Origin of the sequence: Pseudomonas sp. PDM32, from assembly GCF_019219225.1 — a bacterium.
Taxonomy (GTDB): Bacteria; Pseudomonadota; Gammaproteobacteria; order Pseudomonadales; family Pseudomonadaceae; genus Aquipseudomonas; species Aquipseudomonas laurylsulfatiphila.
Map to the genome: position 1 here is coordinate 200,351 of NZ_JAHUWE010000002.1, position 25,658 is coordinate 226,008.

At 60.3% G+C, this 25,658-nt stretch carries 20 protein-coding genes; 7 read left to right on the plus strand and 13 right to left on the minus strand.

All coding sequences use genetic code 11. The features are described 5' to 3' along the window. The first annotated feature begins 14 nt into the window (after positions 1-14). Positions 15-737: a glycerophosphodiester phosphodiesterase gene (locus tag KW846_RS04470; protein ID WP_015095944.1), complete on the plus strand. Its 723-nt coding sequence runs from the start codon at positions 15-17 to the stop codon at positions 735-737. Positions 738-779: 42 nt separating this feature from the next. Here the strand turns inward: KW846_RS04470 and sthA are convergent, their stop codons facing one another. From sthA to KW846_RS04485, 3 genes are all read right to left on the minus strand, one after another. Then, positions 780-2,174 (minus strand): Si-specific NAD(P)(+) transhydrogenase, encoded by a 1,395-nt coding sequence (gene sthA / locus KW846_RS04475; RefSeq protein ID WP_007972111.1) that lies wholly within the window; start codon positions 2,172-2,174, stop codon positions 780-782. 207 nt (positions 2,175-2,381) lie between these two features. Beyond that, on the minus strand, positions 2,382-3,419 hold the full coding sequence (locus KW846_RS04480; protein ID WP_218481467.1) for an FAD:protein FMN transferase: 1,038 nt from the start codon (positions 3,417-3,419) through the stop codon (positions 2,382-2,384). 297 nt (positions 3,420-3,716) lie between these two features. Next, on the minus strand, positions 3,717-5,180 hold the full coding sequence (locus tag KW846_RS04485; RefSeq protein ID WP_015095946.1) for a glyceraldehyde-3-phosphate dehydrogenase: 1,464 nt from the start codon (positions 5,178-5,180) through the stop codon (positions 3,717-3,719). A 363-nt stretch (positions 5,181-5,543) separates the two neighbouring features. Here KW846_RS04485 and mfd point away from each other — a divergent pair, with 363 nt between their 5' ends. From mfd to KW846_RS04500, 3 genes are read left to right on the plus strand one after another with little or no spacing between them, the layout of a single operon-like run. Continuing rightward, the gene (gene mfd, locus KW846_RS04490; RefSeq protein ID WP_218481468.1) at positions 5,544-8,993 is read left to right on the plus strand and encodes a transcription-repair coupling factor; all 3,450 of its coding nucleotides are present in this window, start codon (positions 5,544-5,546) and stop codon (positions 8,991-8,993) included. A 10-nt stretch (positions 8,994-9,003) separates the two neighbouring features. Further along, positions 9,004-9,582 carry a CsiV family protein gene (locus KW846_RS04495; RefSeq protein WP_218481469.1) on the plus strand — a complete coding sequence of 193 codons (579 nt, stop codon included), beginning with the start codon at positions 9,004-9,006 and terminating at the stop codon, positions 9,580-9,582. Between the two features lie 6 nt (positions 9,583-9,588). Beyond that, positions 9,589-12,282 (plus strand): DEAD/DEAH box helicase, encoded by a 2,694-nt coding sequence (locus KW846_RS04500; protein ID WP_218481470.1) that lies wholly within the window; start codon positions 9,589-9,591, stop codon positions 12,280-12,282. A gap of 140 nt (positions 12,283-12,422) precedes the next feature. Here KW846_RS04500 and KW846_RS04505 read toward each other — a convergent pair whose 3' ends face one another. The 3 genes from KW846_RS04505 to KW846_RS04515 all read right to left on the minus strand — a co-directional run bounded on the left by KW846_RS04505 (position 12,423) and on the right by KW846_RS04515 (position 15,049). Beyond that, positions 12,423-13,160: an S-methyl-5'-thioinosine phosphorylase gene (locus KW846_RS04505; protein ID WP_007974037.1), complete on the minus strand. Its 738-nt coding sequence runs from the start codon at positions 13,158-13,160 to the stop codon at positions 12,423-12,425. Positions 13,161-13,172: 12 nt separating this feature from the next. Beyond that, complete coding sequence (gene nagZ / locus KW846_RS04510) at positions 13,173-14,183, minus strand: beta-N-acetylhexosaminidase (RefSeq protein ID WP_218481471.1); 1,011 nt, start codon at positions 14,181-14,183, stop codon at positions 13,173-13,175. A gap of 158 nt (positions 14,184-14,341) precedes the next feature. Next, entirely contained in the window at positions 14,342-15,049 is a 708-nt protein-coding gene (locus tag KW846_RS04515) for a TetR/AcrR family transcriptional regulator (protein WP_007974041.1), read from the minus strand. A gap of 229 nt (positions 15,050-15,278) precedes the next feature. On the opposite strand from KW846_RS04515, the gene lexA reads away from it, so the two are divergent. Both lexA and sulA read left to right on the plus strand, forming a co-directional pair. Next, a complete protein-coding gene (gene lexA, locus KW846_RS04520; RefSeq protein WP_007974043.1) occupies positions 15,279-15,887 on the plus strand; it encodes a transcriptional repressor LexA in 609 nt (202 codons plus the stop codon). 10 nt (positions 15,888-15,897) lie between these two features. Continuing rightward, positions 15,898-16,374: an SOS-induced cell division inhibitor SulA gene (gene sulA, locus KW846_RS04525; RefSeq protein WP_095965240.1), complete on the plus strand. Its 477-nt coding sequence runs from the start codon at positions 15,898-15,900 to the stop codon at positions 16,372-16,374. 93 nt (positions 16,375-16,467) lie between these two features. Here the strand turns inward: sulA and KW846_RS04530 are convergent, their stop codons facing one another. From KW846_RS04530 to KW846_RS04560, 7 genes are all read right to left on the minus strand, one after another. Beyond that, complete coding sequence (locus KW846_RS04530; protein ID WP_007974047.1) at positions 16,468-16,701, minus strand: hypothetical protein; 234 nt, start codon at positions 16,699-16,701, stop codon at positions 16,468-16,470. Positions 16,702-16,795: 94 nt separating this feature from the next. Further along, entirely contained in the window at positions 16,796-17,320 is a 525-nt protein-coding gene (locus KW846_RS04535) for a DUF6586 family protein (RefSeq protein ID WP_015095954.1), read from the minus strand. A 303-nt stretch (positions 17,321-17,623) separates the two neighbouring features. Further along, on the minus strand, positions 17,624-20,251 hold the full coding sequence (gene topA / locus KW846_RS04540; RefSeq protein WP_218481472.1) for a type I DNA topoisomerase: 2,628 nt from the start codon (positions 20,249-20,251) through the stop codon (positions 17,624-17,626). 114 nt (positions 20,252-20,365) lie between these two features. Next, positions 20,366-20,602, minus strand: coding sequence for a DUF1653 domain-containing protein (locus KW846_RS04545; protein ID WP_007986363.1), 237 nt, complete (start codon positions 20,600-20,602; stop codon positions 20,366-20,368). A gap of 98 nt (positions 20,603-20,700) precedes the next feature. Continuing rightward, positions 20,701-21,876 carry an acetyl-CoA C-acyltransferase FadA gene (gene fadA, locus KW846_RS04550; protein ID WP_095965237.1) on the minus strand — a complete coding sequence of 392 codons (1,176 nt, stop codon included), beginning with the start codon at positions 21,874-21,876 and terminating at the stop codon, positions 20,701-20,703. Positions 21,877-21,905: 29 nt separating this feature from the next. Then, entirely contained in the window at positions 21,906-24,053 is a 2,148-nt protein-coding gene (gene fadB, locus KW846_RS04555) for a fatty acid oxidation complex subunit alpha FadB (RefSeq protein ID WP_218481473.1), read from the minus strand. A gap of 615 nt (positions 24,054-24,668) precedes the next feature. Beyond that, entirely contained in the window at positions 24,669-25,106 is a 438-nt protein-coding gene (locus KW846_RS04560; RefSeq protein ID WP_218481474.1) for a hypothetical protein, read from the minus strand. Between the two features lie 104 nt (positions 25,107-25,210). Between KW846_RS04560 and KW846_RS04565 the strand changes: the two genes are divergently transcribed. Further along, on the plus strand, positions 25,211-25,651 hold the full coding sequence (locus KW846_RS04565; RefSeq protein ID WP_007974054.1) for a universal stress protein: 441 nt from the start codon (positions 25,211-25,213) through the stop codon (positions 25,649-25,651). Positions 25,652-25,658: the final 7 nt, after the last annotated feature.

A 25,658-nucleotide genomic window follows, 5' to 3' on the forward strand; every position in this document is an offset into this window, starting at 1 on the left:
TTTAAGGAAGAACCGTGACCCTCATCTACGGCCATCGCGGCGCCAAGGGCGAAGCACCGGAAAACACCCTGACCAGCTTTCAGGAATGTCTCAAGCACGGCGTGCGTCGCTGCGAACTGGACCTGCACCTGTCCAGGGACGGCGAGTTGATGGTCATCCACGACCCGACCCTCAAGCGCACCACGGACCGTCGCGGCAAGGTCGTCGAACACACGGCGGCCGAGCTTGTGACCTATGACGCGCGCAAGGGTGGCCCGGGCTGGATCAAGCCGTGCCCGATTCCGACGCTGGAAGAACTGTTCGAGAAGTGCGACTTCGATCACTGGCAGCTGGAAGTCAAGAGCGCATCACGGATGCGTGCCGCGACCACCGTGCTGGCGATTCGCGAAATGGTCCAGCGTCACGGCCTGATGGACAAGGTGACCATCACCTCGAGCTCCCGTGAAGTGCTCAAGGCTGCATTGGAGCTGGTGCCGGACGTGTCCCGCGGACTGGTGGCCGAATACGCCTGGCTCGACCCGCTGAAGGTCGCGGCCAGCTATGGCTGTGAGATTCTGGCACTGAACTGGACCCTGTGTACGCCGGAACGCCTGCAAAAGGCGCAGCGTCAGGGGTTGCATGTGTCGGTATGGACCGTCAACGAGCCTGCGCTGATGCGCAGACTCGCCGACTTCGGCGTTGACAGCCTGATTACAGACTTTCCCGGTTTGGCCAGCGCCACGCTCGAGAATTGCTGAAATCGGTCTCCCCGGCCGGCTCAGGCCACCGGCCGGAGCCACTCAAAAAAGCCGGTTGAGGCCGTCGTACGCCGCGACCCGATAAGCTTCGGCCATGGTCGGGTAGTTGAACGTGGTGTTGACGAAATACTTCAGCGTGTTCTGTTCGCCCGGCTGGTTCATGATCGCCTGACCGATGTGCACGATCTCCGATGCCTGATAACCGAAGCAGTGAACGCCCAGCACTTCCAGGGTTTCACGGTGGAACAGGATCTTCAGCATGCCTTGCGGCTCGCCGGCAATCTGCGCCCGCGCCATGCTCTTGAAGAACGCCTTGCCGACTTCGTACGGCACCTTGGCCTGGGTCAGCTCCTGCTCGTTCTTGCCGATCGAGCTGATCTCCGGAATGGTGTAGATGCCGGTCGGCACGTCATTGACGAAACGCCAGCTGCCGTTGTCGACAATGCTGCCAGCGGCCGAACGACCCTGGTCGTGGGCGGCACTGGCCAGGCTCGGCCAACCGATCACGTCACCGGCGCCATAGATGTTCGGCACGCAGGTGCGATACGCCTCGTCGACTTCGATCTGGCCACGGCTGTTGACCTTCACGCCGATGTTTTCCAGACCCAACTGATCGGTGTTGCCGGTACGGCCGTTGCACCAGAGCAAGGCGTCGGCCTTGATCTTCTTGCCGGACTTGAGGTGCAGGATCACGCCGTTGTCCACGCCTTCGACGCGGTCATACTCTTCGTTGTGGCGAACCGTGATGTTGTTGTTGCTGAAGTGATAGCTCAGGGCCTGGGAGATTTCCGAGTCCAGGAAGCTCAGCAACTGGCCACGGTTGTCCACCAGCTCGACCAGCACACCCAGGCCGCTGAAGATCGAGGCGTATTCGCACCCGATCACGCCTGCGCCGTAAACGATGAGCTTGCGCGGGGTGTGGCCGAGGCTGAGGATGGTGTCGCTATCGTAGATACGCGGGTGGTGGAAATCGATGTCCGCCGGGCGATACGGACGCGAACCGGTGGCGATGATGATGTGCTTGGCCACCAGTTTCTCGACCACGCCGTTGGCGCAGACCACTTCGATGGTTTGCTCGTCGGCGAAGCTGCCGGTGCCGAAGAACACGTCGACGCGGTTGCGGGCATAGTAGCCGGTACGCGAAGCGACTTGCTTGGAGATGACTTTCTCGGCGCTTTTCAGTACGTCCGGGAACGAGAACCAGCGCGGTTCACCAATGGCCCGGAACATCGGGTTGGTGTTGAACTGCATGATCTGCCGCACCGAGTGACGCAGTGCCTTGGAGGGGATGGTGCCCAAGTGAGTGCAGTTGCCGCCGACCTGGCGACGGCTATCGACCATCGCCACCTTGCGCCCTGCCTTGGCGGCGTTCATTGCCGCGCCTTCCCCCGCCGGGCCGGAACCCAACACCACCACGTCGTAGTTGTAGACAGCCATGCGTACTCCTCAGAACAGGCCGCGGCACCCTCGGCACCTGCGGCTAAATCACGCCAATCTGTGGCATGAAGGAACAATTTGGGGCCAGTACAGAACCCGGACACAGTCTATAGAAGCGTCAACGCCGGGCACATTAACCCTTGGTCGCGTCGTAGGCTACTTTTGCCTGCGCTACAACGCCAGTTTTCAATGCTCAAATCGCCGAAATCACTCGGTTTTCTTGCCACTGAGGCGCTCAAAAGCGTGACTGCTGCGTGTGACGAAACCTGTATCGGCACGAATCACAAAAAATGCGCCGATATCGTATTTTTCCGCGTAGTCCCAACCGCGCTCCGGGCCGAGAATCAGCAACAGCGTCGATAAGCCATCGGCCATCAACGCTGAAGGATGAATCACCGTAACGGACGCCAGGGCGTGTGAGACGGGCGCACCGATGCGGGCATCGAAGGTGTGGGAAAAACGCTGCCCGCCTTGCTCGAAATAATTCCGGTAGTCGCCGGAAGTTGAAAGGCCATAACCGTCGACCGCAACGATGCGCTCGGCCACCTGTTGGTCATCGCGGGGCTCTTCCAGTGCAATGCGCCATGGGGAACCATCGGGTTTCCTGCCGGCCGCCTTGAGCTCGCCTGTCGCCTCCGCAAGGTAGTCGTGGACGCCCATCGCCTCGAGCCTTGCGGCAATCGTGTCCACCGCATAACCGGCGGCGATACTGTTGAAGTCGACCTCGACGGCGGCGTCCTTGCACAAATTGTCGCCATCGATGCGCAAGTGTTGGTGGCCGACGCGCTGGCGGGCTTCAGCGAGCGCTTCGGCGGTCGGGACTTTCTCCTCCCGGGCCTGCGGACCAAATCCCCAGAGGTTCAGCAACGGCTCCACCGTCAGGTCGTAGGAACCCTCGCTTTGCACGGACAGTTGCTCGCCCACGCGGACCAACTCGAGGATCGACGCCGGCATTGCCTGACAGCGATTGGCCGGCAATGCATTGAAGCGTTCGATGTCCGAGTCGCTGCGGTAAGTTGACATTTGCCGGTCCACGTCAGCGAGGATTTGCTCGACCTGGACACGGACTTCGCCAGGTGCCGGAAGGCCGGCATGGCGTACGTACTTGATCGAATAAGTGCTGCCCATGGTCGGGCCGCCGAAGCTTTCGAGGGCGTCGTTGTTGCCACAGCCTGATAGTGCGCCGAGCAGCAAAAATGCCACCCCCTGCCACCTGATCAACAATTCCCGAGCTCCCCAATACATCCCCTGACACGCCGCCAGGGCCAGCCATTATGCGATAGAACTGTGGGAGCGGGCTTGCTCGCGAAGAGGCCGGCACATTCAACAGAGATGTCGACTGATCCACCGCTTTCGCGAGCAAGCCCGCTCCCACAATTTTGATCTTCAGTGACCGCCAATCCCACGGCCGGCCACAACCCCTGTGGGCGCGGGCTTGCCTGCGAAGTGACCAGGCCGAACAACACACCCATCAACAGACAAAAGCAGCCCAAACAAAAACGCCCCGACCAAGGTCGGGGCGTTTTCAGGTGCAGCTAAGGCTTAGCGCGGGAATGCTGGCGGGTTTACACCGGCCATGTCTTCCATCACGCGAACCACCTGGCAGCTGTAACCGAACTCGTTGTCGTACCAGACGTACAGAACAACGCGGTTATCCTGGGTGATGGTCGCTTCAGCGTCCACTACGCCTGCGTGGCGCGAGCCAACGAAGTCGGTGGAAACCACTTCCTGGGAGCTCACGTAGTCGATCTGCTTGTGCAGGTCCGAGTGCATGGCCATCTGGCGCAGGTACTCGTTGATCTCTTCGCGAGTGGTGGCCTTTTCCAGGTTCAGGTTCAGGATGGCCATCGACACGTTCGGCGTAGGAACGCGAATCGCGTTGCCGGTCAGCTTGCCCTTGAGCACTGGCAGCGCCTTGGCGGCTGCGGTGGCGGCACCGGTCTCGGTGATGACCATGTTCAGCGGCGCGGCGCGGCCACGACGGCTGCCCTTGTGGAAGTTGTCGATCAGGTTCTGGTCGTTGGTGAACGAGTGAACGGTTTCGACGTGGCCGTTGACGATGCCGTACTTGTCGTTGACTGCCTTGAGCACCGGCACGATGGCGTTGGTGGTGCAGGAAGCCGCCGAGATGATCTTGTCGTCAGGGGTGATGTCGCCGTGGTTGATGCCGTGCACGATGTTCTTCAGCGCGCCCTTGCCAGGTGCGGTGAGGATCACGCGGGCAGCGCCCGGGCAGGCCAGGTGCTGGCCCAGGCCGTCGGCGTCACGCCATACACCGGTGTTGTCGACGATCAGAGCGTTTTCGATGCCGTACTGGGTGTAGTCGACTTCGGTCGGGCTCTTGGCGTAGATAACCTGGATCAGGTTGCCGTTGGCGGTGATGGTGTTGTTGGCTTCGTCGATGGTGATGGTGCCATCGAACGGACCATGTACCGAGTCACGACGCAGCAGGCTGGCGCGCTTGACCAGGTCGTTCTCGGCGCCCTTGCGGACAACGATGGCACGCAGGCGCAGGCCGTCGCCGCCACCGGTTTTCTCGATCAGGATGCGCGCCAGCAGACGGCCGATACGACCGAAGCCGTAGAGGACAACGTCGGTGCCTTTGCGGGCCGATGCGTTTTGCTGGCCAACCACGTCGGCCAGTTCTTCACGGACGAACTGCTCGGCAGTACGGCCATTGCCTTCGGCCTTGAATTTGGCCGCCAGCTTGCCCAGGTCCACCGAGGCGGCGCCGAGCTTGAGTTCGCTCATTGCCTTGATCAGCGGGAATGTTTCGTGGACGGACAGCTCGCTTTCGTCGGACTGACGGTGACGAGCAAAGCGGTGAGCTTTGAGAATCGCAATGACTGAACGATTGATCAGGCTGCGGCCATAGATCGAGCTCACCACGTTGTTATTGCGGTAGAGCTGACCGATAAGCGGAATCATCGCTTCTGCGAGTGCTTCACGGTCGATCCATTCACCAAGACACTGGTCGGGCTTCTGAGTCACGGGAACCTTCCACATGTAGGGGCAGAAAAAAGGGGCTACATTATGCCGCCGAGTGACAGCCGTAGCAATGCGCGCCCGTCGTGCTTTACGTAACAATTCGTCGTTCAAAAAATTTTCGTCTCGCGCGAACCCAATAAAACCGGGGCTTTCAGCGCAGTCAATTTTTTGGAGGTCGCGCTACCTTATCCGTAACCCTCCGTAACACTCGTTGTATTTGCCACTACATATTCAATAATTTCGGGTAAAAAACCCGCGAATTTTGTCTTTACCACTACATTTCGCCAAACCCGTGCTTTAGACACAGTCAGCAACTGACAGGCGGCATCGTAGACCGCTACAATTACCGACTTTGTCGCAACGCTTGGAGCTCAACCTTCCGTGCCCGTTCTGCGTCTACCGCTTCTCCCTGCTGCGGCAGGTAAACAGCACTGGGGCAACCTGCCCGGTGCCGCCCTGAGCCTGGCCATTGCCGAGGCCGCCAGCGCTGCCAAGCGCTTTACCCTGCTGCTGACCGCCGACAGCCAAAGTGCCGAACGGCTGGAACAGGAGCTGGGTTTCTTCGCCCCGGATTTGCCCGTACTGCACTTTCCCGACTGGGAAACCCTGCCCTACGACCTGTTCTCGCCGCACCAGGACATCATTTCCCAGCGCATCGCCAGCCTGTACCGGTTGCCGGAACTGAGCCATGGCGTACTGGTGGTGCCGATCACGACCGCCCTGCATCGCCTGGCACCGACCAAATTCCTGCTCGGCAGCAGCCTGGTGCTGGACATCGGCCAGAAACTCGACGTCGAGCAAATGCGCACCCGGCTTGAAGCCACGGGTTATCGCTACGTCGATACGGTGTATGAACACGGCGAGTTCACTGTTCGCGGCTCGTTGATCGATCTGTTCCCGATGGGCAGCAAGTTACCGTATCGCATCGACCTGTTCGACGACGAAATCGAAACCCTGCGCACCTTCGACCCGGAGAACCAGCGGTCCATCGACAAAGTCGAATCGGTCAAGCTGCTGCCGGCCAAGGAGTTCCCGCTACAGAAAGAAGCGGTCACCCGTTTCAAGGCACGCTTCCGTGAGCGTTTTGACGTCGACTTCCGCCGCTGCCCGATCTTCCAGGACCTGAGCAGCGGGATTACCCCGGCCGGCATCGAGTACTACCTGCCACTGTTCTTCGAAGAAACCTCGACGCTGTTCGATTACCTGCCCCAGGACACGCAAGTGTTTTCCCTGCCGGGCATCGAGCAAGCCGCGGAAAACTTCTGGAACGACGTGCGCAATCGCTATGAAGAACGCCGCGTCGACCCGTCCCGTCCTTTATTGCCGCCCGCCGAACTGTTCCTGCCGGTGGAAGATTGCTTCGCACGCCTGAAGAACTGGCCGCGCGTGGTGGCCAGTCAACAGGATGTGGAAAGCGGTGTCGGTCGCGAGCGCTTCCCGGCTCGCGAGTTGCCGAACCTGGCCATCGAAGCCAAGGCTACCCAGCCGTTGGCGGCATTGGCGGACTTCCTCGACCAGTTTCCCGGTCGCGTGCTGTTCACCGCCGAATCCGCAGGCCGTCGCGAAGTGCTGCTGGAGCTGCTGGAACGCCTGAAGCTGCGACCAAAAACCGTCGACAGCTGGCCGGATTTCGTCGCCGGCAAAGACCGCCTGGCGATCACCATCGCGCCGCTGGATGAAGGCCTGGTACTGGACGATCCAGCCCTGGCCCTGGTTGCCGAAAGCCCGCTGTTTGGCCAGCGCGTGATGCAGCGCCGTCGCCGCGAAAAGCGCGCCGATGCCAACAACGACGCCGTCATCAAGAACCTCACCGAGCTGCGCGAAGGGGCGCCGGTGGTGCACATCGACCACGGTGTCGGCCGTTACCTGGGCCTGGCAACCCTGGAAATCGACAACCAGACCGCCGAATTCCTTGCCCTTGAATATGCCGAAGGCGCCAAGCTTTACGTGCCGGTGGCCAACCTGCACCTGATCGCCCGCTACACCGGCAGCGATGACGCCCTGGCCCCGCTGCACCGCCTCGGTTCCGAGACCTGGCAGAAAGCCAAGCGCAAAGCCGCCGAACAGGTGCGCGACGTGGCCGCCGAGTTGCTCGACATCTATGCACGCCGCGCCGCCCGCGAAGGCTACGCTTTCGCCGATCCGAAAGCCGACTACGCCACCTTCAGCGCCGGTTTCCCGTTCGAAGAAACCCCGGACCAGCAAACCACCATCGAGGCGGTGCGCGAAGACATGCTCGCGCCCAAGCCAATGGATCGCCTGGTGTGCGGCGACGTCGGCTTCGGCAAGACCGAAGTGGCGATGCGCGCCGCGTTCATCGCGGTGCACGGTGGTCGCCAGGTGGCGATCCTGGTACCGACCACCCTGCTCGCCCAGCAGCACTACAACAGCTTCCGCGACCGCTTCGCCGACTGGCCGGTGACCGTGGAAGTGATGAGCCGCTTCAAGTCGGCCAAGGAAGTGAATGCCGCCGTCGCCGATCTGGCCGAAGGCAAGATCGACATCGTCATCGGCACGCACAAGCTGCTGCAGGACGACGTGAAGATCAAAAACCTGGGCCTTGTGATCATCGACGAGGAACACCGTTTCGGCGTGCGCCAGAAAGAACAGCTCAAGGCCCTGCGCAGCGAAGTCGACATCCTCACCCTGACCGCCACGCCGATTCCGCGCACGCTGAACATGGCGGTGTCGGGCATGCGCGACCTGTCGATCATCGCCACCCCGCCGGCCCGCCGCCTGTCGGTACGCACCTTCGTCATGGAGCAGAACAAGAGCACGGTCAAAGAGGCCCTGCTGCGTGAGCTGCTGCGTGGCGGCCAGGTCTATTACCTGCACAACGACGTGAAGACCATCGAGAAATGCGCCGCCGACCTCGCCGAGCTGGTACCGGAAGCACGGATCGGCATCGGTCACGGGCAGATGCGCGAACGCGAACTCGAACAGGTGATGAGCGACTTCTACCACAAGCGCTTCAACGTGCTGATCGCCTCGACCATCATCGAGACCGGCATCGACGTGCCGAGCGCCAACACCATCATCATCGAGCGTGCCGACAAGTTCGGCCTGGCCCAGTTGCACCAGCTGCGCGGTCGGGTCGGACGCAGTCACCACCAGGCCTATGCCTACCTGCTGACGCCACCGCGCCAGCAAATCACGCCGGATGCGGAAAAGCGCCTGGAAGCGATCGCCAACACCCAGGACCTCGGCGCGGGCTTCGTGCTCGCCACCAACGACCTGGAAATCCGTGGTGCCGGCGAACTGCTCGGTGACGGTCAGAGCGGGCAGATCCAGGCGGTCGGCTTTACGCTGTACATGGAAATGCTCGAGCGCGCGGTGAAGTCGATCCGCAAGGGCGAGCAGCCGAACCTCGATCAACCGCTCGGCGGTGGTCCTGAAGTCAACCTGCGGGTACCGGCGCTGATTCCGGAAGACTACCTGCCGGATGTCCACGCCCGCCTGATTCTCTACAAGCGCATTGCCTCGGCCACCGATGAGGACGGTCTCAAGGATTTGCAGGTGGAGATGATCGATCGATTCGGCCTGTTGCCGGAACCGACCAAGAACCTGATCCGCATCACTGCATTGAAGCTGCAGGCCGAGCAACTGGGCATCAAGAAAGTCGATGGCGGCCCGCAAGGCGGTCGCGTCGAGTTCGCTGCGCAGACGCCGGTCGACCCGTTGACCCTGATCAAGCTGATCCAGAGCCAGCCAAAACGCTACAAATTCGAAGGGGCCACGATGTTCAAGTTCATGGTTCCGATGGAGCGCCCGGAAGAGCGCTTTAATACTGTAGAGGCGCTGTTCGAGCGCCTCGTTCCGAAAACTGCTTGAAGGACGCCGCATGCGCCTGTTCCGCTCATTGACCCTGCTGACCCTTTTGATGTCAGCGCTGGCCACCCCCACAGCATTTGCCGATGACCTGTATCAGGTCGAAATGATTCTGGTCCGGCAAAACGCCGTGCCGGCGATTGTCAGCCGCGCCGCACCGGAAGACTGGGCCGCTGGCGCCCAACCCGTCAGCCCCGACAGCCTGCGTACGCCAAGCCTGAATGGCGAGGTGGCAAAACTCACCAGCAGCGCCGACTACACGGTGTTGCTGCACAAGGCCTGGCAACAGACCCTCGGCGAAAACGCCAGCAAAGTGGCGATAAGCGACGGCAAGGAACAATATGGTCAGTTCCCGATCGAGGGCACGCTGAGCATGAAACTGGGACGCTTTACCGACGTCGACGCCGACTTCTGGGTCAATCAGATCGATGCCAATGGCATGGTGACTGCCAGCGAGCGCTTGAAACAGGAAAGCCATACCAAGAACGGCCAGCTGAACTTCCTCGACAACGGCCACCTCGGCCTGCTGATCAAGATCACCTCGCTGACCGCCCCCGCCCCCCGAGCAGCTCCCGAAGAAATTCCGGACTGATTCCCTATGTCCGCGACCCTGAGCAAACCCCTGGCACCATCCTGGGTCAGCCGATTCAAGGAACAGAGCCTGGAGCGTGGTCGCCGTTACGCGCTGGAGAATCGTGTCAGGATCGTCGAGGCCGGCGACGCAACCATCGTCGCCGCGTGCGAAGGCTCGGGCGGTAACGTTTACCGTCAGACCATTCGCCTGCGCGAGTCAGCCAAAGGCACGCTGCTGATGGTCGATGCCATCTGCTCCTGCCCGGTCCACAGCAACTGCAAACATTGCGCAGCGGTGCTCCTGCAAGTACAGGAAACCCTCGACTACCCCGCTGCCGCCAAAGACGCCGAACTCCTGGAAAAACTCCAGGCCGTCCTGGAAAACCGCAGCCCGAAAGCCCCGCCGCAAGTGCTAGTGGACAATGTGCAGCCGGTACCGCGCCTGTGGCTGGCCAGCATCGAGTTCAGCGCCTTCGAACCGCGCAATGGGCGAATGCAGCGTTACATCCAGCATCGTGCGGCACTGTCCTTCAGCTATCTGGACGAGTACGTCTCCGGTCAGAAAAACACCGACATCCTGATCCGCCAGGAAACCCAGACGTTGAGGATAAAACGCCACCCGGACGTGGAACAGTCCTACCGGGAACAGCTGCGAATCCTCGGCTTCAAAGTCGCCACCCGACAAAGCAAGGCCTTGCCGGAAAGTGCCGGCGAACTGTTCGAAATGGTCAATGACAGTGCCTGGCTGACCTTTACTCTCAATGAACTGCCGAAGTTGCGCACCCAGGGCTGGGAATTACAGATCGACGAGGACTTCGGTTTCGACCTGACAGCGGTAGACGACTGGTACGCCACGGTCGAACAGGCTCCGGAGCGAGACTGGTTCGACCTGGAGCTGGGGATCATCGTCAACGGCGAGCGCCTGAGCCTGTTGCCGATCCTGCTCAACCTGATGCGCTCCCACACCGAAATCCTCAACCCGGAGCGCCTTGCCCGACGCCGCGACGACGAGTTGATCCTGGTCAACATCCCCTATCGCCCGAACTCCGAGCACGGCCCGCTGCAAGTCGCCCTGCCCTTCGGCCGCCTGAAACCGGTGCTGGCCACCCTCGGCGAGTTCTACCTGCAGGAGCCCGGTGACACCACGCTGCGCCTGAGCAAGGCCGATGCCACGCGCCTGAACCCGCTGGAAGACATGCCACTGCTCTGGGAGGGTGGCGAACAGATCCGCACCTTTGCCCAGCGCCTGCGTGACATCAAGGACCACACGGCTGCCGCCCCGGAAGGGTTGAATGCGACGCTGCGCCCGTATCAGCTTGAGGGCTTGAGCTGGATGCAATCACTGCGGCAGCTGGAAGTGGGTGGCATTCTCGCGGACGACATGGGCCTGGGCAAAACCCTGCAGACACTGGCGCACGTGCTGAGTGAGAAAAACGCCGGCCGTCTCGATCGGCCGTGCATGGTGGTGATGCCGACCAGCCTGATTCCCAACTGGCTCGACGAAGCGGCGCACTTTACGCCACAGCTCAAGGTACTGGCGCTGTACGGCGCCAGCCGCAAAAAACACTTCGACAAGCTGGCCGACTACGACCTGATCCTGACCACCTATGCTCTGCTGCCCAAGGATGTCGAGCGCCTGGCGGCGCAGCCCTTGCACATACTAGTACTGGATGAAGCGCAGTACATCAAGAACCCGACCAGCAAGGCCGCCCAGGCTGCCCGCGAGCTCAATGCCCGGCAGCGCCTGTGCCTGAGCGGCACACCGCTGGAAAACCATCTCGGCGAACTCTGGTCACTGTTTCACTTCCTCTTGCCCGGCTGGCTCGGTGACGTCAAAAGCTTCAACCGCGATTACCGCGTGCCGATCGAAAAACGCACCAGCGAGGTCAGGCTTCAGCACCTCAACGGCCGGATCAAGCCCTTCCTGCTGCGCCGCACCAAGGAACAGGTGGCCACCGAATTGCCGCCGAAAACCGAGATCATCCACTGGGTCGAACTCAACGAGGCCCAGCGTGACGTTTACGAAACCATGCGCCTGGCCATGGACAAGAAAGTCCGCGACGAGATCACCCGCAAAGGCGTGGCCCGCAGCCAGATCATCATCCTCGAAGCGCTGCTGAAACTGCGTCAGGTGTGCTGCGATTTGCGCCTGGTCAACGAGGCGACCCTGCCAAGCCGTGGCAGCACCTCGGGCAAACTCGACAGCCTGATGGAAATGCTCGAGGAGTTGTTCGAGGAAGGTCGGCGGATCCTGTTGTTCTCGCAGTTCACTTCAATGTTGTCGCTGATTGAGGATGAGCTGAACAAGCGTGGAATCGCCTACGCCCTGCTGACCGGCCAGACCCGCGACCGCCGCACACCGGTGAAGGAATTCCAGAGCGGCAAGCGTCAGATATTTCTGATCAGCCTGAAGGCCGGCGGCGTTGGCCTGAACCTGACCGAAGCGGACACGGTGATTCACTACGACCCGTGGTGGAACCCGGCGACGGAAAACCAGGCGACCGACCGGGCGTATCGCATTGGTCAGGAGAAGCCCGTGTTCGTTTACAAACTGATTGCGCGCGGCACGGTGGAAGAGAAGATCCAGCACCTGCAGAAGGAAAAGTCCGACCTCGCGGCCGGCGTGCTGGATGGACGCAAGGCGGGGGACTGGAAACTGCAGAACGATGATATCGAGGCGCTGTTTGCGCCGTTGCCGGAAAATCTCGGAAAGCGTTGAGATTTTTGGCGCCTGAACCGGCCCCTTCGCTGGCAAGCCAGCTCCCACAGTGACCGCGTCGAACACAAATTCTGCGAACGCCACTAAACCTATGGGAGCGGGCTTGCCCGCGAAGGGAGCAACTCGGTACCAAGGCTGACTCAGCCCTTGAGCACCCGCGCCAACGTCGATTTCACCTTGCCCATGCCGTCATGCAACGCCTGCTCGATCTCGGCCATGGTAATCACCGCCGTCGACTTGCCCGCCGCCGGGTTCACCACCAGTGCCAGACAGGCGTAATCCAGTTCCAGCTCGCGGGCCAGGGCAGCTTCCGGCATACCGGTCATGCCGACGATGTCGCAGCCGTCGCGCTCCAGCCGGGCGATTTCAGCCACCGTCTCCAGGCGCGGCCCCTGAGTGCAGGCATACACGCCATGACTGCTGTAGCCCACACCTTCCGCCGCCAGCGCCGCGATCAATTGCTGGCGCAACGGCTCGCTATAGGGGTAGCTGAAGTCGATATGGGTGACGTGCTCCAGATCATCGGCAAAGTAGGTGTGCTCGCGACCGCTGGTGTAGTCGATCAACTGATGCGGCACGCAGAAATGCCCGGTGCCCATGGCGGCATGAATTCCGCCCACGGCGTTGACCGCCAGAATGGCTTCGGCACCGGCCTGCTTCAGCGCCCAGAGGTTGGCGCGATAGTTGACCTGATGCGGCGGAAAACGATGGGGATGGCCGTGACGCGCGAGGAACAGCACTTCCTTGCCGGCATACTCGCCGATCTGAACGTCGGCCGAAGGGGCGCCATAAGGCGTGTCCACTGCCAGTGACTGGCGAATGCTCAGGCCTTCGAGTTGAGTCAGGCCAGTGCCACCGATAATCGCGTAAACCGTCATAACGAACAGTCCTTAATCAATCAATTGAGCTTCTTTGAGCGCGCCGACAGCGGCCAGCCAGCGCGGGTCTTGACGGTATTCGGTGCTGGCGAATGACTGGCCGCGCATCCGCGCAATGCGCCCGGAAGGCTTGACCTTCAGGCGTTGCGCAGCGCTCAGGGCCAGTTCGGCGGCCGCACGGTCGTTGCACACCAGGCCCATGTCGCAACCGGCCGTCAGCGCCGCTTCGATCCGACTGGCGGCATCGCCGACCACGTGGGCGCCTGCCATGGACAGGTCGTCACTGAAGATCACGCCATCGAACTGCAACTCGCCGCGCAGGATGTCCTGCAACCAGCGGCGGGAGAAGCCTGCGGGCTGGGAATCGACCTGTGGATAAATAACGTGGGCCGGCATGACCGCAGCCAATTGCTTGCTCAGCCTGGCAAACGGCACCAGGTCGTTGGCGCGGATCTCGTCGAGGCTGCGTTCGTCGTTGGGGATCGCGACGTGGGAGTCAGCCTCGGCCCAGCCGTGACCCGGGAAGTGCTTGCCGGTAGCGGCCATCCCGGCGCTGTTCATGCCACGGATGAATGCACCCGCGAGCAAGGCAGCGCGCTCGGGATCACCTTCGAACGAACGGGTGCCGACAACGGCGCTGCGCTGGTAATCGAGGTCGAGCACCGGGGCGAAACTCAGGTCCAGGCCAACGGCCAGCACTTCGGTCGCCATGATCCAGCCGCACTGCTCGGCCAGGTATTCGGCGTTCGGGTTGTCGGCAATGGCGCGCATGGCGGGCAGGCGCACGAAACCCTGGCGCAGGCGCTGCACACGGCCGCCCTCTTGATCCACCGCCAACAGCAGATCGGGGCGAATGGCGCGAATCGCTGCACTCAGCTCGCGCACTTGACGCGGATGCTCGATGTTACGGGCAAAGATGATCAGGCCACCCACTTCGGGCTGGCGCAACAATTGGCGATCTTCAGCCGTCAGCCAGGTACCGGCGACGTCCACCATCAACGAGCCTTGCAAGCCAGCAGTCATAAAAATTCCTTGATAACAGAAAACCCGGCGCACGCGAATTCGCCGCCAGGGGCAAGGCCTGGCAGATTGGCGAGTTCGATGGGAAGCGGGTTCAGAACGAGAGTCGGCATGGGCGGCTAGCTTAGCGGATGTCGGCTGCCGCGCCCACCCGTGCGCGGTTAAACCTTGGCGGCAACCGGTGTCGATTTGCTGCGTGGACGCAACTGGGCAGTGGCCATGGCGGTATCGGTTACACCGGATTCGGCACGCATGCCGGCGGCCAGGAACGGCACCATCAGGCGCATGACCTGCTCGATCGAGGTGTTCACGCCGAAGTCGGTTTCGGCAATCGCGCGCAAGGCCTTGATACCGGACATGCTGAACGCCGCTGCACCCAGCATGAAGTGCACCCGCCAGAACAGTTCGATAGGCGGAATACGCGGCGCCGCTTCGTTGACCAGCATCATGTAGCGGCGGAACACCTTGCCGTACATGTCTTCCAGATAACGACGCAAGTGTCCCTGGCTCTGACTGAACGCCAGCCCCAGCAAACGCATGAAGATAGACAGGTCGTTGCCGCTGCGCGGCTGCACCACCAGGGCCTGCTCGACGAGGATTTCCAGCAACTCTTCGAGGGTTGGCTTGATTTCAGGCTTGGCCTGACGCCGCTCCAGCTCTTTATCGAGGCTGATGCAGAACGGCCCGAGGAACCGCGAGAAAACCGCCTGGATCAACGCCTTCTTTGAACCGAAGTGATAGTTCACCGCCGCCAGGTTGACACCGGCCTTGCTGGTGATCAAGCGCAACGAGGTTTCGGCGAAACCTTTTTCCGCGAACAACTGCTCGGCTGCATCAAGAATGCGTTCAACGGTTTCCGACTGGGCCATGGCTACTCCGCCTGACAAACACTTGTTTGAAACATACGTTTCAGCCTGTGCCTTGTCAAGTCTGGCAGTTCGTTTCGGGAATGGTCGGTCAGATATTTAACCACACAACGGCGAAGCTTGAATCCACTGACTGATTGACCGTCTGGCGGCGACTGAAAAATGGAGCATTGCCAAGACCGACTTACTGTATATAATCCCAGTCACTGTATAAAAAAACAGAGCGATCAATATGCTAAAGCTGACGCCACGACAAGCAGAGATTCTGGCTTTCATCAAACGCTGCCTGGAAGACAACGGATACCCCCCCACCCGTGCGGAAATCGCTCAGGAGCTGGGTTTCAAGTCACCCAATGCGGCGGAAGAGCACCTCAAGGCGCTGGCCCGCAAGGGTGCCATCGAGATGACGCCTGGCGCCTCTCGTGGCATTCGCATCCCCGGCTTCGAAGCCAAGGCCGACGATTCCACCCTGCCAATCATTGGCCGGGTCGCAGCCGGCGCCCCGATTCTAGCGCAGCAACATATCGAAGAGTCCTGCAACATCAATCCTGCCTTCTTCCATCCGCGCGCCGACTACCTGCTGCGCGTCCACGGGATGAGCATGAAGGATGTCGGCATTTTCGACGGCGACCTGCTGGCCGTCCACACTACCCGCGAAGCCCGTAACGGCCAGATCGTGGTTGCACGAATCGGCGACGAAGTGACCGTCAAGCGCTTCAAGCGTGACGGCAGCAAAGTCTGGCTGATCGCCGAGAACCCCGAGTTCGCCCCTATCGAAGTGAACCTTCAAGATCAGGAACTGGTGATCGAAGGCTTGAGTGTCGGCGTGATTCGCCGCTAAAGGAGGCTCCATGCAGTTCCCACAGCCATCACCACAGCAAACCCAACTGCCGTTGTTCGAAGCGTTCATGGCACAGCCATTGGCGCCGATCCTGAAAGACGTAGTCGAGTCCCCCTGGAGCGCCGAACCTGACGTTTTCAGCGAGCTGTCACTGCGTGGTGCAGCCGGGAACTGCCTGAGCCTTCTGGCACCGATCCTCAGGGAATTGAGCCAGGACCAGGACGCACGCTGGCTGACACTGATCGCGCCGCCCGCCAGCCTGACTCAAGCCTGGCTGCGAGATGCCGGCCTCAACCGCGAGCGCATTCTGTTGCTGCACCCCCGGGGCACCCAAAGCGCCCAGCAACTGACCTGCGAAGCCCTGCGTCTTGGGCGCAGCCATACGGTTGTCAGTTGGCTCAACCCGCTGAGCAGCCAATCCCGGCAACAGCTGATCAGCGCCGCCCGGACCGGGGACGCTCAGAGCCTGAATATTCGCTTGGGATAACTGACAGCCAAGGCGCGAGCTTAACCGCGCGAGGTTTCTCCAGGGAGAGAGAAGCCGATGTGTAGCGACATCAGGAAAACCGACGGACGGGGATCAATGAAGAACCCGCGGTCCCTCGTCCTTGTCGAGTTCGCCTTCAACCAGGCGGCCTGCCATCTGGACTCCCACGCTCAACATCGCCTTGGCGACTTCCACGTGTTGCCCTTGCAGGAACGCTTTGGCGTCCTCGGAGAAATCCAAAGTAACCAGAGAACCCTCGTCCTCGGCCCTGCGCAGCTCGATACGGCCGTCTGGTAACTCGACAATTTCTAAAAAGGACGTTGGCATAAAGGACTGTTCTCCACGAAAGGCGGGGATTATATAGGCATCGGCCAGGCTTCGCTCGGGATCTTGACCAGATGCCATCCCCAAACTGTTTCTGTCAGCACTCGTTCAGGCCTTCGCGAAAGCGGATCGCCAATCCTTTCAGATTCTGGCGCCAGCTCTCCAGCTCTTCCCGACTCAGTTCCTCTGGCTCATCCACTTCATCCAGATTGACAGCCTGAATCAGTGGCTGGGTCACGTCCCCTTTTGGCTTGTGGGGCGCGCGCGGCGGCTGAAACAACGCAGCATGGGCAGCCAACAACTTGGCCAGCCAGGTCTCCGGGTTATTGGCCAGTTCGACCAGCTCGGCCATTTCCGGAATGGCGATGGTTTCCAGCACTTCGCGAGTCAGCAGCAGCTCCGCACGGGGTGCATTGGCCTGAGGCAGGCGATAAAAGCCGGCGATTTCATGACACAGACCCAACAGCGCGCCGTACAGGTGAAACAGCGCAGATTCGCGTCCGGCCTGGATCAGCGCCAGGGAATTCATCGCCCGACCCTCTTCAGTGCGCGCCAGTGCTTCCAGCGACAAGCCGGCGAAGTAAATCTTCTGATTGGTGCGGGTATAAAGTTCGTGGGCCATGACGGCAGCCTCCACAACGAAATAATTGCTTCACGCAGGTCCTGTGTAGGAGCGAGCCTGCTCGCGATGGACGTCAACGATGACGCGGGAAACCTGGCACTCCGCGGCGGTCTCAGGTTCATCGCGAGCAGGCTCGCTCCTACAGGGGTCTTGCGATTCTACGCCTTCGCAGTCCCATGCGCCTTTTGTAGGAGCGAGCTTGCTCCGGGCGGCGTTCCGACGATGGACCTGAGAGCAACGCGGGCATCCTGAAGGCCCGCGTCATCGTTGACGACCATCGCGAGCAAGCTCGCTCCTACAGTTTCAAGCCTTCGCAGCCGGGCGCTTGTCTTCAACCGTCCATTTGCCGCCGTCGTAGAACGCTTTCCAGCCAGTCGGCTTACCGTCAACTTCGGTCTGCACGTACTGTTCCTTGGTCTTGCGGCTGTAACGAATCACCGCCGGGAGGCCGTCCGGATCTTTCTTCGGCGCTTCGCAGAGGAAGTGATACTTCGGATCGATCTCATCCTTGTGCGGCACGATCTCGATAACCAGCGGAGCACGCGTCTCACGGTTTTTCGGGAACTGGCTGGCCGCCAGGAACAGGCCGGATGCTCCGTCGCGCAGGATATAGGTGTCGTTGACCTTTTCGCATTTCAGCTCAGGCATCTTCACCGGGTCCATCTTCGGCGGCGCCGCATCACCGCTCTTCAGCAGTTTGCGGGTGTTCTTGCAGGTCGCGTTGGTGCAACCGAAGAACTTGCCGAAACGGCCGGTCTTGAGCTGCATCTCGCTGCCGCACTTGTCGCATTCCAGGCTCGGACCTTCATAGCCCTTGATGCGATAGGTGCCCTCTTCGATTTCGTAGCCGTCGCAATCCGGGTTGTTACCGCAGATGTGCAGCTTGCGCTTCTCGTCCAGCAGGTAGGCATCCATCGCCGTGCTGCAGATCGGGCAGCGATGCTTGCCACGCAATACCAGCGACTCCGACTCACCTTCGTCGTCCGCGGCGATTTCGTCGCCCGGCACCAGGTTGACGGTGGCCTTGCAGCGCTCTTTCGGCGGCAGGCTGTAGCCCGAGCAACCGAGGAACACACCGGTCGACGCAGTACGAATCTGCATCGGACGACCGCAGGTCGTGCACGGAATGTCAGTCATCACCGGCTGGTTGGCACGCATGCCGTTTTCCGGGCTTTCGGCTACTTCGAGCTTCTTCTTGAAGTCACCGTAGAACTCGTCGAGCACGTTTTTCCAGTCGCGCTCGCCCTGAGCCACGTCATCGAGATGTTCTTCCATGCCGGCGGTGAAACCGTAGTCCATCAGGTTCGAGAAGCTCTCGGCCAGGCGCTCGGTGACGATGTCGCCCATCTTTTCCGAGTAGAAGCGACGGTTGTGCAACGCCACGTAACCACGGTCCTGAATGGTCGAAATGATCGCTGCGTAGGTCGAAGGACGACCGATGCCGCGTTTTTCCATTTCCTTGACCAGGCTGGCTTCCGAGTAACGCGCCGGCGGCTTGGTGAAGTGCTGGGTCGGATCAAGCTTGATCAGCTTCATCGCGTCGCCCTGGGCCATGTCCGGCAGCACATCGTCGTCGCCTGGCTTGGCGATTTGCGGCATGACGCGGGTGTAACCGTCGAACTTCAGGATACGACCCTTGGCACGCAGCTCGAAGTCGCCAGCGCCCACAGTGACGGTCGTCGACAGGTATTGCGCCGGCAGCATCTGGCAAGCCAGGAACTGGCGCCAGATCAGCTCGTAGAGGCGTTCAGCGTCACGCTCCATGCCCGACAGCTTGCTTGGCTCGGTATTGGCGTCGGAGGGACGAATCGCTTCGTGAGCCTCTTGTGCGCCTTCCTTGCTGCTGTAGACGTTCGGGGTTTCCGGCAGGTACTTCTTGCCGAACTCGCCTTCAATATAAGTACGCGCCATCGCCACGGCATCAACCGAGAGGTTGGTCGAGTCGGTACGCATGTAAGTGATGTAGCCGGCTTCGTACAGACGCTGGGCCATCATCATGGTTTTCTTCACCCCGAAGCCCAAGCGATTGCTCGCGGCCTGCTGCAGGGTGGAGGTGATGAACGGCGCCGACGGCTTGCTGCTGGTCGGTTTGTCTTCGCGCTTGACGATGCTGTAGCTGGAAGCCTTGAGCTTCTCCAGCGCGGCCATGGCCTGGGCTTCGTTGAGCGGCTTGAAGGCTTCGCCTTTCTCGCGGGCCACGTCAAAACGCACGGTCGCGCCTTTTGCGGTGCCGAGGTCGGCGTGCACTTCCCAGTACTCTTCCGGGATGAACGCGCGGATTTCTCGCTCGCGCTCAACCACCAGCTTCACGGCAACCGACTGCACGCGACCGGCGGACAGACCGCGAGCGATCTTGGCCCACAGCAGTGGCGAGACCATGTAGCCCACGACGCGGTCGAGGAAGCGACGGGCCTGCTGGGCGTTGACGCGGTCGATATCCAGCTCGCCCGGCTGGGAGAAAGCTTCCTGGATCGCCTTCTTGGTGATTTCGTTGAACACCACGCGCTTGTAGCGGCTGTCGTCACCACCAATGGCTTCGCGCAGGTGCCAGGCAATGGCTTCCCCCTCGCGGTCCAAGTCGGTTGCGAGATAGATGGTGTCAGCATCCTTGGCGAGCCGGCGCAGCTCTTCGATGACTTTTTCCTTGCCCGGGAGGATCTCGTACTTGGCTTTCCAGCCATGATCAGGATCGACACCCATACGCGCGACCAGCTGCTTGCGCGCTTTTTCTTTAGGCGACAGTGCCGGCGCTTCACCCGCAGCAGCCTTGCCGCGCTTGGCGGCTGGCTCTTTGTTGGCGCTAGCCGAACCGCTGGTGGGCAGGTCTCGGATATGGCCGATACTCGACTTCACCACGTATTCGTTGCCCAAATACTTGTTGATGGTCTTGGCCTTAGCCGGGGATTCCACAATGACCAGCGATTTGCCCATGGATCAGAAAATTCCTGAATTCGAGAAGTGAAAGGCGATTGGCGCCTGACGCGGCACCGCTATATATAGTGGCTACAAGGTGAGGTCAAGCGCAGGGTATTGCGCGCACTCAGCTTATGGCTTGGTAAAAAGGCTTTCTTCGGCCTGCACCAAAGCAAAGCGTGGCACCTGTTCGCCGTCAACTTCGACGGACTCCAGGAACATGCTCAAGGGACGCACCCAAAAGCCGTAATCGCCATACAGGGCTTGATAGAAGACCACTTCTTCTTCGGTTTCCGAATGCCGCGCAACACTGAATACGCGGTACTGCGGACCTTTGTAATGTTGGTAGAGCCCTGGTTGTATCGGCATGCTTTGGCCCTCACTCAAATTTTTTCAAAATAAAAACAAAATAAATCCGGAAAAACAAAAACCGGGGCACTTGGCCCCGGCTTCCATCAACGAGACGCTTAAACGCGCTCGAAGACGGTGGAGATGCCTTGGCCGAGACCAATGCACATGGTGGCTACCCCGAAGGTACCGCCATTCTGCTTCATCACATTGAGCAAAGTGCCGGAGATACGCGCACCGGAGCAACCGAATGGGTGACCCAGGGCGATCGCGCCGCCGTGCAGGTTAACCTTCTCGTTCATCTTGTCGAGCACTTTCAGATCTTTCAGCACTGGCAGGGCCTGTGCGGCGAAAGCTTCGTTGAGCTCGAAGAAGTCGATGTCGGAGATACCAAGACCCGCGCGCTTCAGTGCTTTTTGTGTGGCCGGTACTGGACCATAGCCCATGATTGCCGGATCCACACCTGCCACCGCCATCGAGCGAATCACCGCCATAGGCTGGATGCCCAGGTCCTGTGCGCGCTGCGCCGACATTACGATCATGCACGAAGCACCATCAGTGATCTGCGACGAAGTACCCGCTGTCACGGTGCCACCCTTCGGATTGAACGCTGGCTTGAGAGCCGCCAGGCTTTCCAGGGTGGTTTCCGGACGAATGGTTTCGTCGTAGTCGAAGGTTTTCAGGAAACCATTCTCGTCATAGCCCTGCATCGGGATGATTTCGTCTTTGAATTTGCCTTCCACGGTCGCCTTGTGGGCGAGTTGGTGGGAACGCATGCCGAAAGCATCTTGCTGCTCGCGGGTAATGCCGTGCATTTTGCCCAGCATTTCTGCGGTCAGGCCCATCATGCCCGAGGCTTTCGCCGCGTACAGCGACATGTGCGGGTTCGGATCGACACCGTGCATCATGCTCACGTGGCCCATATGCTCGACGCCACCAACGACGAACACGTCACCGTTGCCGGTCATGATCGCTTGCGCAGCAGTGTGCAGAGCGCTCATGGACGAGCCGCACAGACGGCTGACGGTCTGGCCGGCCGAGGTGTGCGGGATCTGGGTCATCAGCGACGCCATGCGCGCGATGTTCCAGCCCTGCTCCAGGGTCTGGTTCACACAGCCCCAGATCACGTCTTCGACTTCGTTCGGGTCGACCTTGACGTTGCGTTCCAGCAGTTTGCTGATCAGGTGCGCCGACATGTCTTCGGCGCGGGTGTTGCGGTGCATGCCGCCCTTGGAGCGGCCCATCGGAGTACGACCGAAGTCGACAATCACGACGTCTCTAGGATTCAAGCTCATAAGTTCACTCTCACTCTAGTTGGGGGCGCTTAACCGAAGAAGCTCTGGCCGTTCTTGGCCATTTCGCGCAGCTTCGCGGTCGGGTGGTACAGCGCGCCCAAATCAGCGTACTGGTCAGCCAGGGCAACGAACTCTGCCACACCGATCGAATCGATGTAACGCAGCGCACCGCCACGGAATGGAGGGAAACCAATGCCGTAGACCAGCCCCATGTCGGCTTCGGCAGCGGTTTCGACGATACCGTCTTCCAGGCAACGCACGGTTTCCAGGCACAGCGGGATCATCATCCAGTTGATGATGTCTTCGTCAGTGACTTCGCGCTGCTCGTAAACGATCGGCTTGAGCACTTCCAGTACCGACGGGTCGGCGACTTTCTTCTGCTTGCCCTTCTTGTCGGTCTCGTAGGCGTAGAAGCCCTTGCCGTTCTTCTGGCCCAGGCGCTTGGCTTCGTAGAGTACGTCGACGGCCGAGCGACGGTCGTCCTTCATGCGGTCCGGGAAGCCTTCAGCCATCACGTCACGGCCGTGGTGGCCTGTGTCGATGCCGACCACGTCCATCAGGTAGGCCGGGCCCATAGGCCAGCCGAATTTTTCCATGATCTTGTCGATACGGACGAAGTCCACACCGGCGCTGACCAGCTTGGCGAAACCGCCGAAGTACGGGAACAGCACGCGGTTGACCAGGAAGCCCGGGCAGTCGTTGACGACGATCGGGTTCTTGCCCATTTTCTTGGCGTAGGCAACGGTGGTGGCAACAGCCAGCTCGCTGGACTTCTCGCCACGGATCACTTCCACCAGCGGCATCATGTGCACCGGGTTGAAGAAGTGCATGCCGACGAAGTTTTCCGGACGCTTGAGGGCCTTGGCCAGCAAGGTGATGGAAATGGTCGAGGTGTTGGACGCGAGGATGGTGTCCTCTTTGACCTGGTCTTCAACTTCAGCCAGTACGGCTTGCTTGACCTTCGGGTTCTCGACGACCGCTTCCACCACCAGGTCCACGTGACCGAAATCACCGTAGGACAAGGTCGGACGAATGCCGTTGAGCACTTCAGCCATTTTCGCGGCGGTCATGCGACCTTTATCAACGCGGCCAACCAGCAGTTTGGCGGCTTCGGCCAGACCCTGCTCGATGCCGTGCTCGTTGATGTCCTTCATCAGGATCGGCGTGCCTTTGGAAGCCGACTGATAGGCGATACCGCCACCCATGATGCCGGCGCCCAGTACGGCGGCCTGCTTCACGTCCTTGGCGATTTCGTCGTAGGCCTTGGCCTTTTTCTTCAGTTCCTGGTCATTCAGGAACAGACCGATCAGGCTCTGCGCGGCAGAGGTCTTGGCCAGTTTGACGAAACCTGCAGCTTCAATTTCCAGGGCCTTGTCGCGACCGAAGTTCGCGGCTTTCTGAATGGTCTTGATCGCTTCAACCGGCGCCGGGTAGTTCGGGCCAGCCTGGCCTGCCACGAAACCCTTGGCGGTTTCGAAAGCCATCATTTGCTCGATGGCGTTCAGCTTCAGTTTTTCCAGCTTCGGCTGGCGCTTGGCCTTGTAGTCGAACTCGCCGGAGATGGCGCGTTTGATCAGTTCCAGCGAAGCCTCTTGCAGCTTCTCTGGAGCAACCACTGCATCGACAGCGCCAACTTTCAGCGCGTCTTCAGGACGGTTTTCCTTGCCGGCGGCAATCCACTCGATGGCGTTGTCGGCACCGATCAGACGCGGCAGACGAACGGTACCGCCGAACCCCGGGTAGATGCCCAGCTTGACTTCCGGCAGGCCGATCTTCGCCTTGGTGGACATGATGCGGTAGTCCGCCGCCAGGCACATTTCCAGACCGCCACCCAGCGCGATGCCATTGATCGCGGCAACGGTTGGAACGTTGAGGTCTTCGAAATCGCTGAAAATCTTGTTGGCTTCGAGGTTGCCAGCAACAAGCTCTGCATCCGGCAGCTTGAAGTTGTCGACAAATTCGGTGATGTCGGCGCCGACGATGAACACGTCCTTGCCACTGCTGACGATCACGCCCTTGATCGAAGCATCTGCCTTGATGGTGTCTACGGCCTGACGCAGTTCGTTCAGGGTTAGACGGTTGAACTTGTTGACGGACTCACCCTTGAGGTCGAACTTCAGTTCGACGATGCCACTTTCAAGAGCCTTAACCGTGATGGCTTTACCTTCGTAAATCATCAACTGATCTCCACGATATGGAAGCTGAACAGTACACGTCGGACGCAGGCGAATGGCTTGGCAGGGACGTTAATCGTCGATGCTACGCCCATTCCCCCGGCACACCCGCCAACGCGATAGTCGGGATTCTGTAGGAGCGGTCTGAAATACAAACGCTCAATTCATACGCCCGTTTGATTTGGGTACGTCACCTTCACGGAATTTCCGGCAATTGTCAATCGCCCGAAACACGGGTTGAAACGCGACTTTCCGGTCATATCCGTACTGCGAAGACCTTAAACACGCCGAAGCATGCGGGGTCATTCATAGAATCAATTGTTAGAAAATGCGCCCTAATTCGCTGCAGCCCGTGTTTAACAAGCTACGCTGGCGGAACCAAGGGGAAATTGTGAACGCTTTTGGCGAATGCCCAGCGCAAGATCAGCCAACACCGATTTACCGGCCTGCCTGGCCAACCCGCCCGATGATTTTGTCGGGCTTTTTATTGCGTGCGACACAAGCCCCTGTAGGAGCTGCCGCAGGCTGCGATCTTTTGATCTTGCCTTTAAAAACCAAAGTCAAAAGATCGCAGCCTGCGGCAGCTCCTACAGGGGGATCCGAGTATGGACCGGAGCTTCAGGCGAGCGCCTTGAGGGTGGCGTCGATGTGCTGCAACACCTCGGCCTCGCCCTTCTCACCCCAATACAAGGCGATGATTTGCTTGTCGGCCTCGACCTTGTAGACATTACCCGGCAACTTTTCGAAATGATTGAGCAGCGCCTGATCTTCACAAGTTTCCTGCCATTGATTGACCCAGATACCCGGTGATTTTTGCCAGTAACTCCAGCATGCTGGCTGAGTGCCACGCCGTGGACGATGGTACTGGGCGCACGGGTTCGGCGGCTCCTGACTCAGCCAGTGTGGCCACTCCTGGGGCGCCAGTTGCATGGCCAGCCCAATGCGCCGGGCCTCCATGCGCAGGGCGATGCGCCCACTCTGGGCACGTGACGGGCGCAACCATGCCAGCGGGCTGAGTACCACCAGCAGGATTGACACCACTATCCACACCGTCATATCTGTACTCCCGATTCTTGATGAGCCCATTGTGTCACTTTGGAACCAATGCGCTTGAAACCAGCCATACTTACCAATATTGCAATCCTCAGGAGGAGCACCTCATGCCCTACAACCATATTCTGGTCGCTGTAGATCTGACCGAAGAGTGCGACCCTGTGATCCACCGCGCTCGCGAGCTGTCGGTGAGCAACGGCGCGAAATTGTCACTGGTGCACATTGTCGAGCCGATGGCGATGGCCTTCGGCGGCGACGTGCCGATGGACCTGTCACAACTGCAACAGCAGCAGTTCGATCAGGCCAAGGAGCGCCTTGACCGCTTGATCCTCAAATACCCGGAGCTCTCCAGGGAATACAGCCACCTGACCTATGGCCAGCCACGCCAGGAAATCCACCACCTGGCCAAGGAGCAAACCTGCGACCTGATCGTGGTGGGCAGCCACGGCCGGCACGGCCTGGCACTGCTGCTCGGCTCCACCGCCAATGACGTGCTGCATGGCGCGCCTTGCGATGTGCTTGCGGTGCGCCTGCAAACCAAAAGCTGACAACACC

Coding starts and splice junctions, on each gene's coding strand:
- sthA (WP_007972111.1), bottom strand. CDS start 2,174: ATGGCTGTCTACAACTACGACGTGGTGGTGTTGGGTTCCGGCCCGGCG.
- KW846_RS04500 (WP_218481470.1), top strand. CDS start 9,589: ATGTCCGCGACCCTGAGCAAACCCCTGGCACCATCCTGGGTCAGCCGA.
- KW846_RS04560 (WP_218481474.1), bottom strand. CDS start 25,106: ATGACGGTGTGGATAGTGGTGTCAATCCTGCTGGTGGTACTCAGCCCG.
- KW846_RS04565 (WP_007974054.1), top strand. CDS start 25,211: ATGCCCTACAACCATATTCTGGTCGCTGTAGATCTGACCGAAGAGTGC.
- KW846_RS04515 (WP_007974041.1), bottom strand. CDS start 15,049: ATGGCCCAGTCGGAAACCGTTGAACGCATTCTTGATGCAGCCGAGCAG.
- KW846_RS04480 (WP_218481467.1), bottom strand. CDS start 3,419: ATGTATTGGGGAGCTCGGGAATTGTTGATCAGGTGGCAGGGGGTGGCA.
- sulA (WP_095965240.1), top strand. CDS start 15,898: ATGCAGTTCCCACAGCCATCACCACAGCAAACCCAACTGCCGTTGTTC.
- lexA (WP_007974043.1), top strand. CDS start 15,279: ATGCTAAAGCTGACGCCACGACAAGCAGAGATTCTGGCTTTCATCAAA.
- KW846_RS04485 (WP_015095946.1), bottom strand. CDS start 5,180: ATGTGGAAGGTTCCCGTGACTCAGAAGCCCGACCAGTGTCTTGGTGAA.
- KW846_RS04530 (WP_007974047.1), bottom strand. CDS start 16,701: ATGCCAACGTCCTTTTTAGAAATTGTCGAGTTACCAGACGGCCGTATC.
- KW846_RS04545 (WP_007986363.1), bottom strand. CDS start 20,602: ATGCCGATACAACCAGGGCTCTACCAACATTACAAAGGTCCGCAGTAC.
- KW846_RS04505 (WP_007974037.1), bottom strand. CDS start 13,160: ATGACGGTTTACGCGATTATCGGTGGCACTGGCCTGACTCAACTCGAA.
- KW846_RS04495 (WP_218481469.1), top strand. CDS start 9,004: ATGCGCCTGTTCCGCTCATTGACCCTGCTGACCCTTTTGATGTCAGCG.
- fadB (WP_218481473.1), bottom strand. CDS start 24,053: ATGATTTACGAAGGTAAAGCCATCACGGTTAAGGCTCTTGAAAGTGGC.
- nagZ (WP_218481471.1), bottom strand. CDS start 14,183: ATGACTGCTGGCTTGCAAGGCTCGTTGATGGTGGACGTCGCCGGTACC.
- fadA (WP_095965237.1), bottom strand. CDS start 21,876: ATGAGCTTGAATCCTAGAGACGTCGTGATTGTCGACTTCGGTCGTACT.
- topA (WP_218481472.1), bottom strand. CDS start 20,251: ATGGGCAAATCGCTGGTCATTGTGGAATCCCCGGCTAAGGCCAAGACC.
- KW846_RS04535 (WP_015095954.1), bottom strand. CDS start 17,320: ATGGCCCACGAACTTTATACCCGCACCAATCAGAAGATTTACTTCGCC.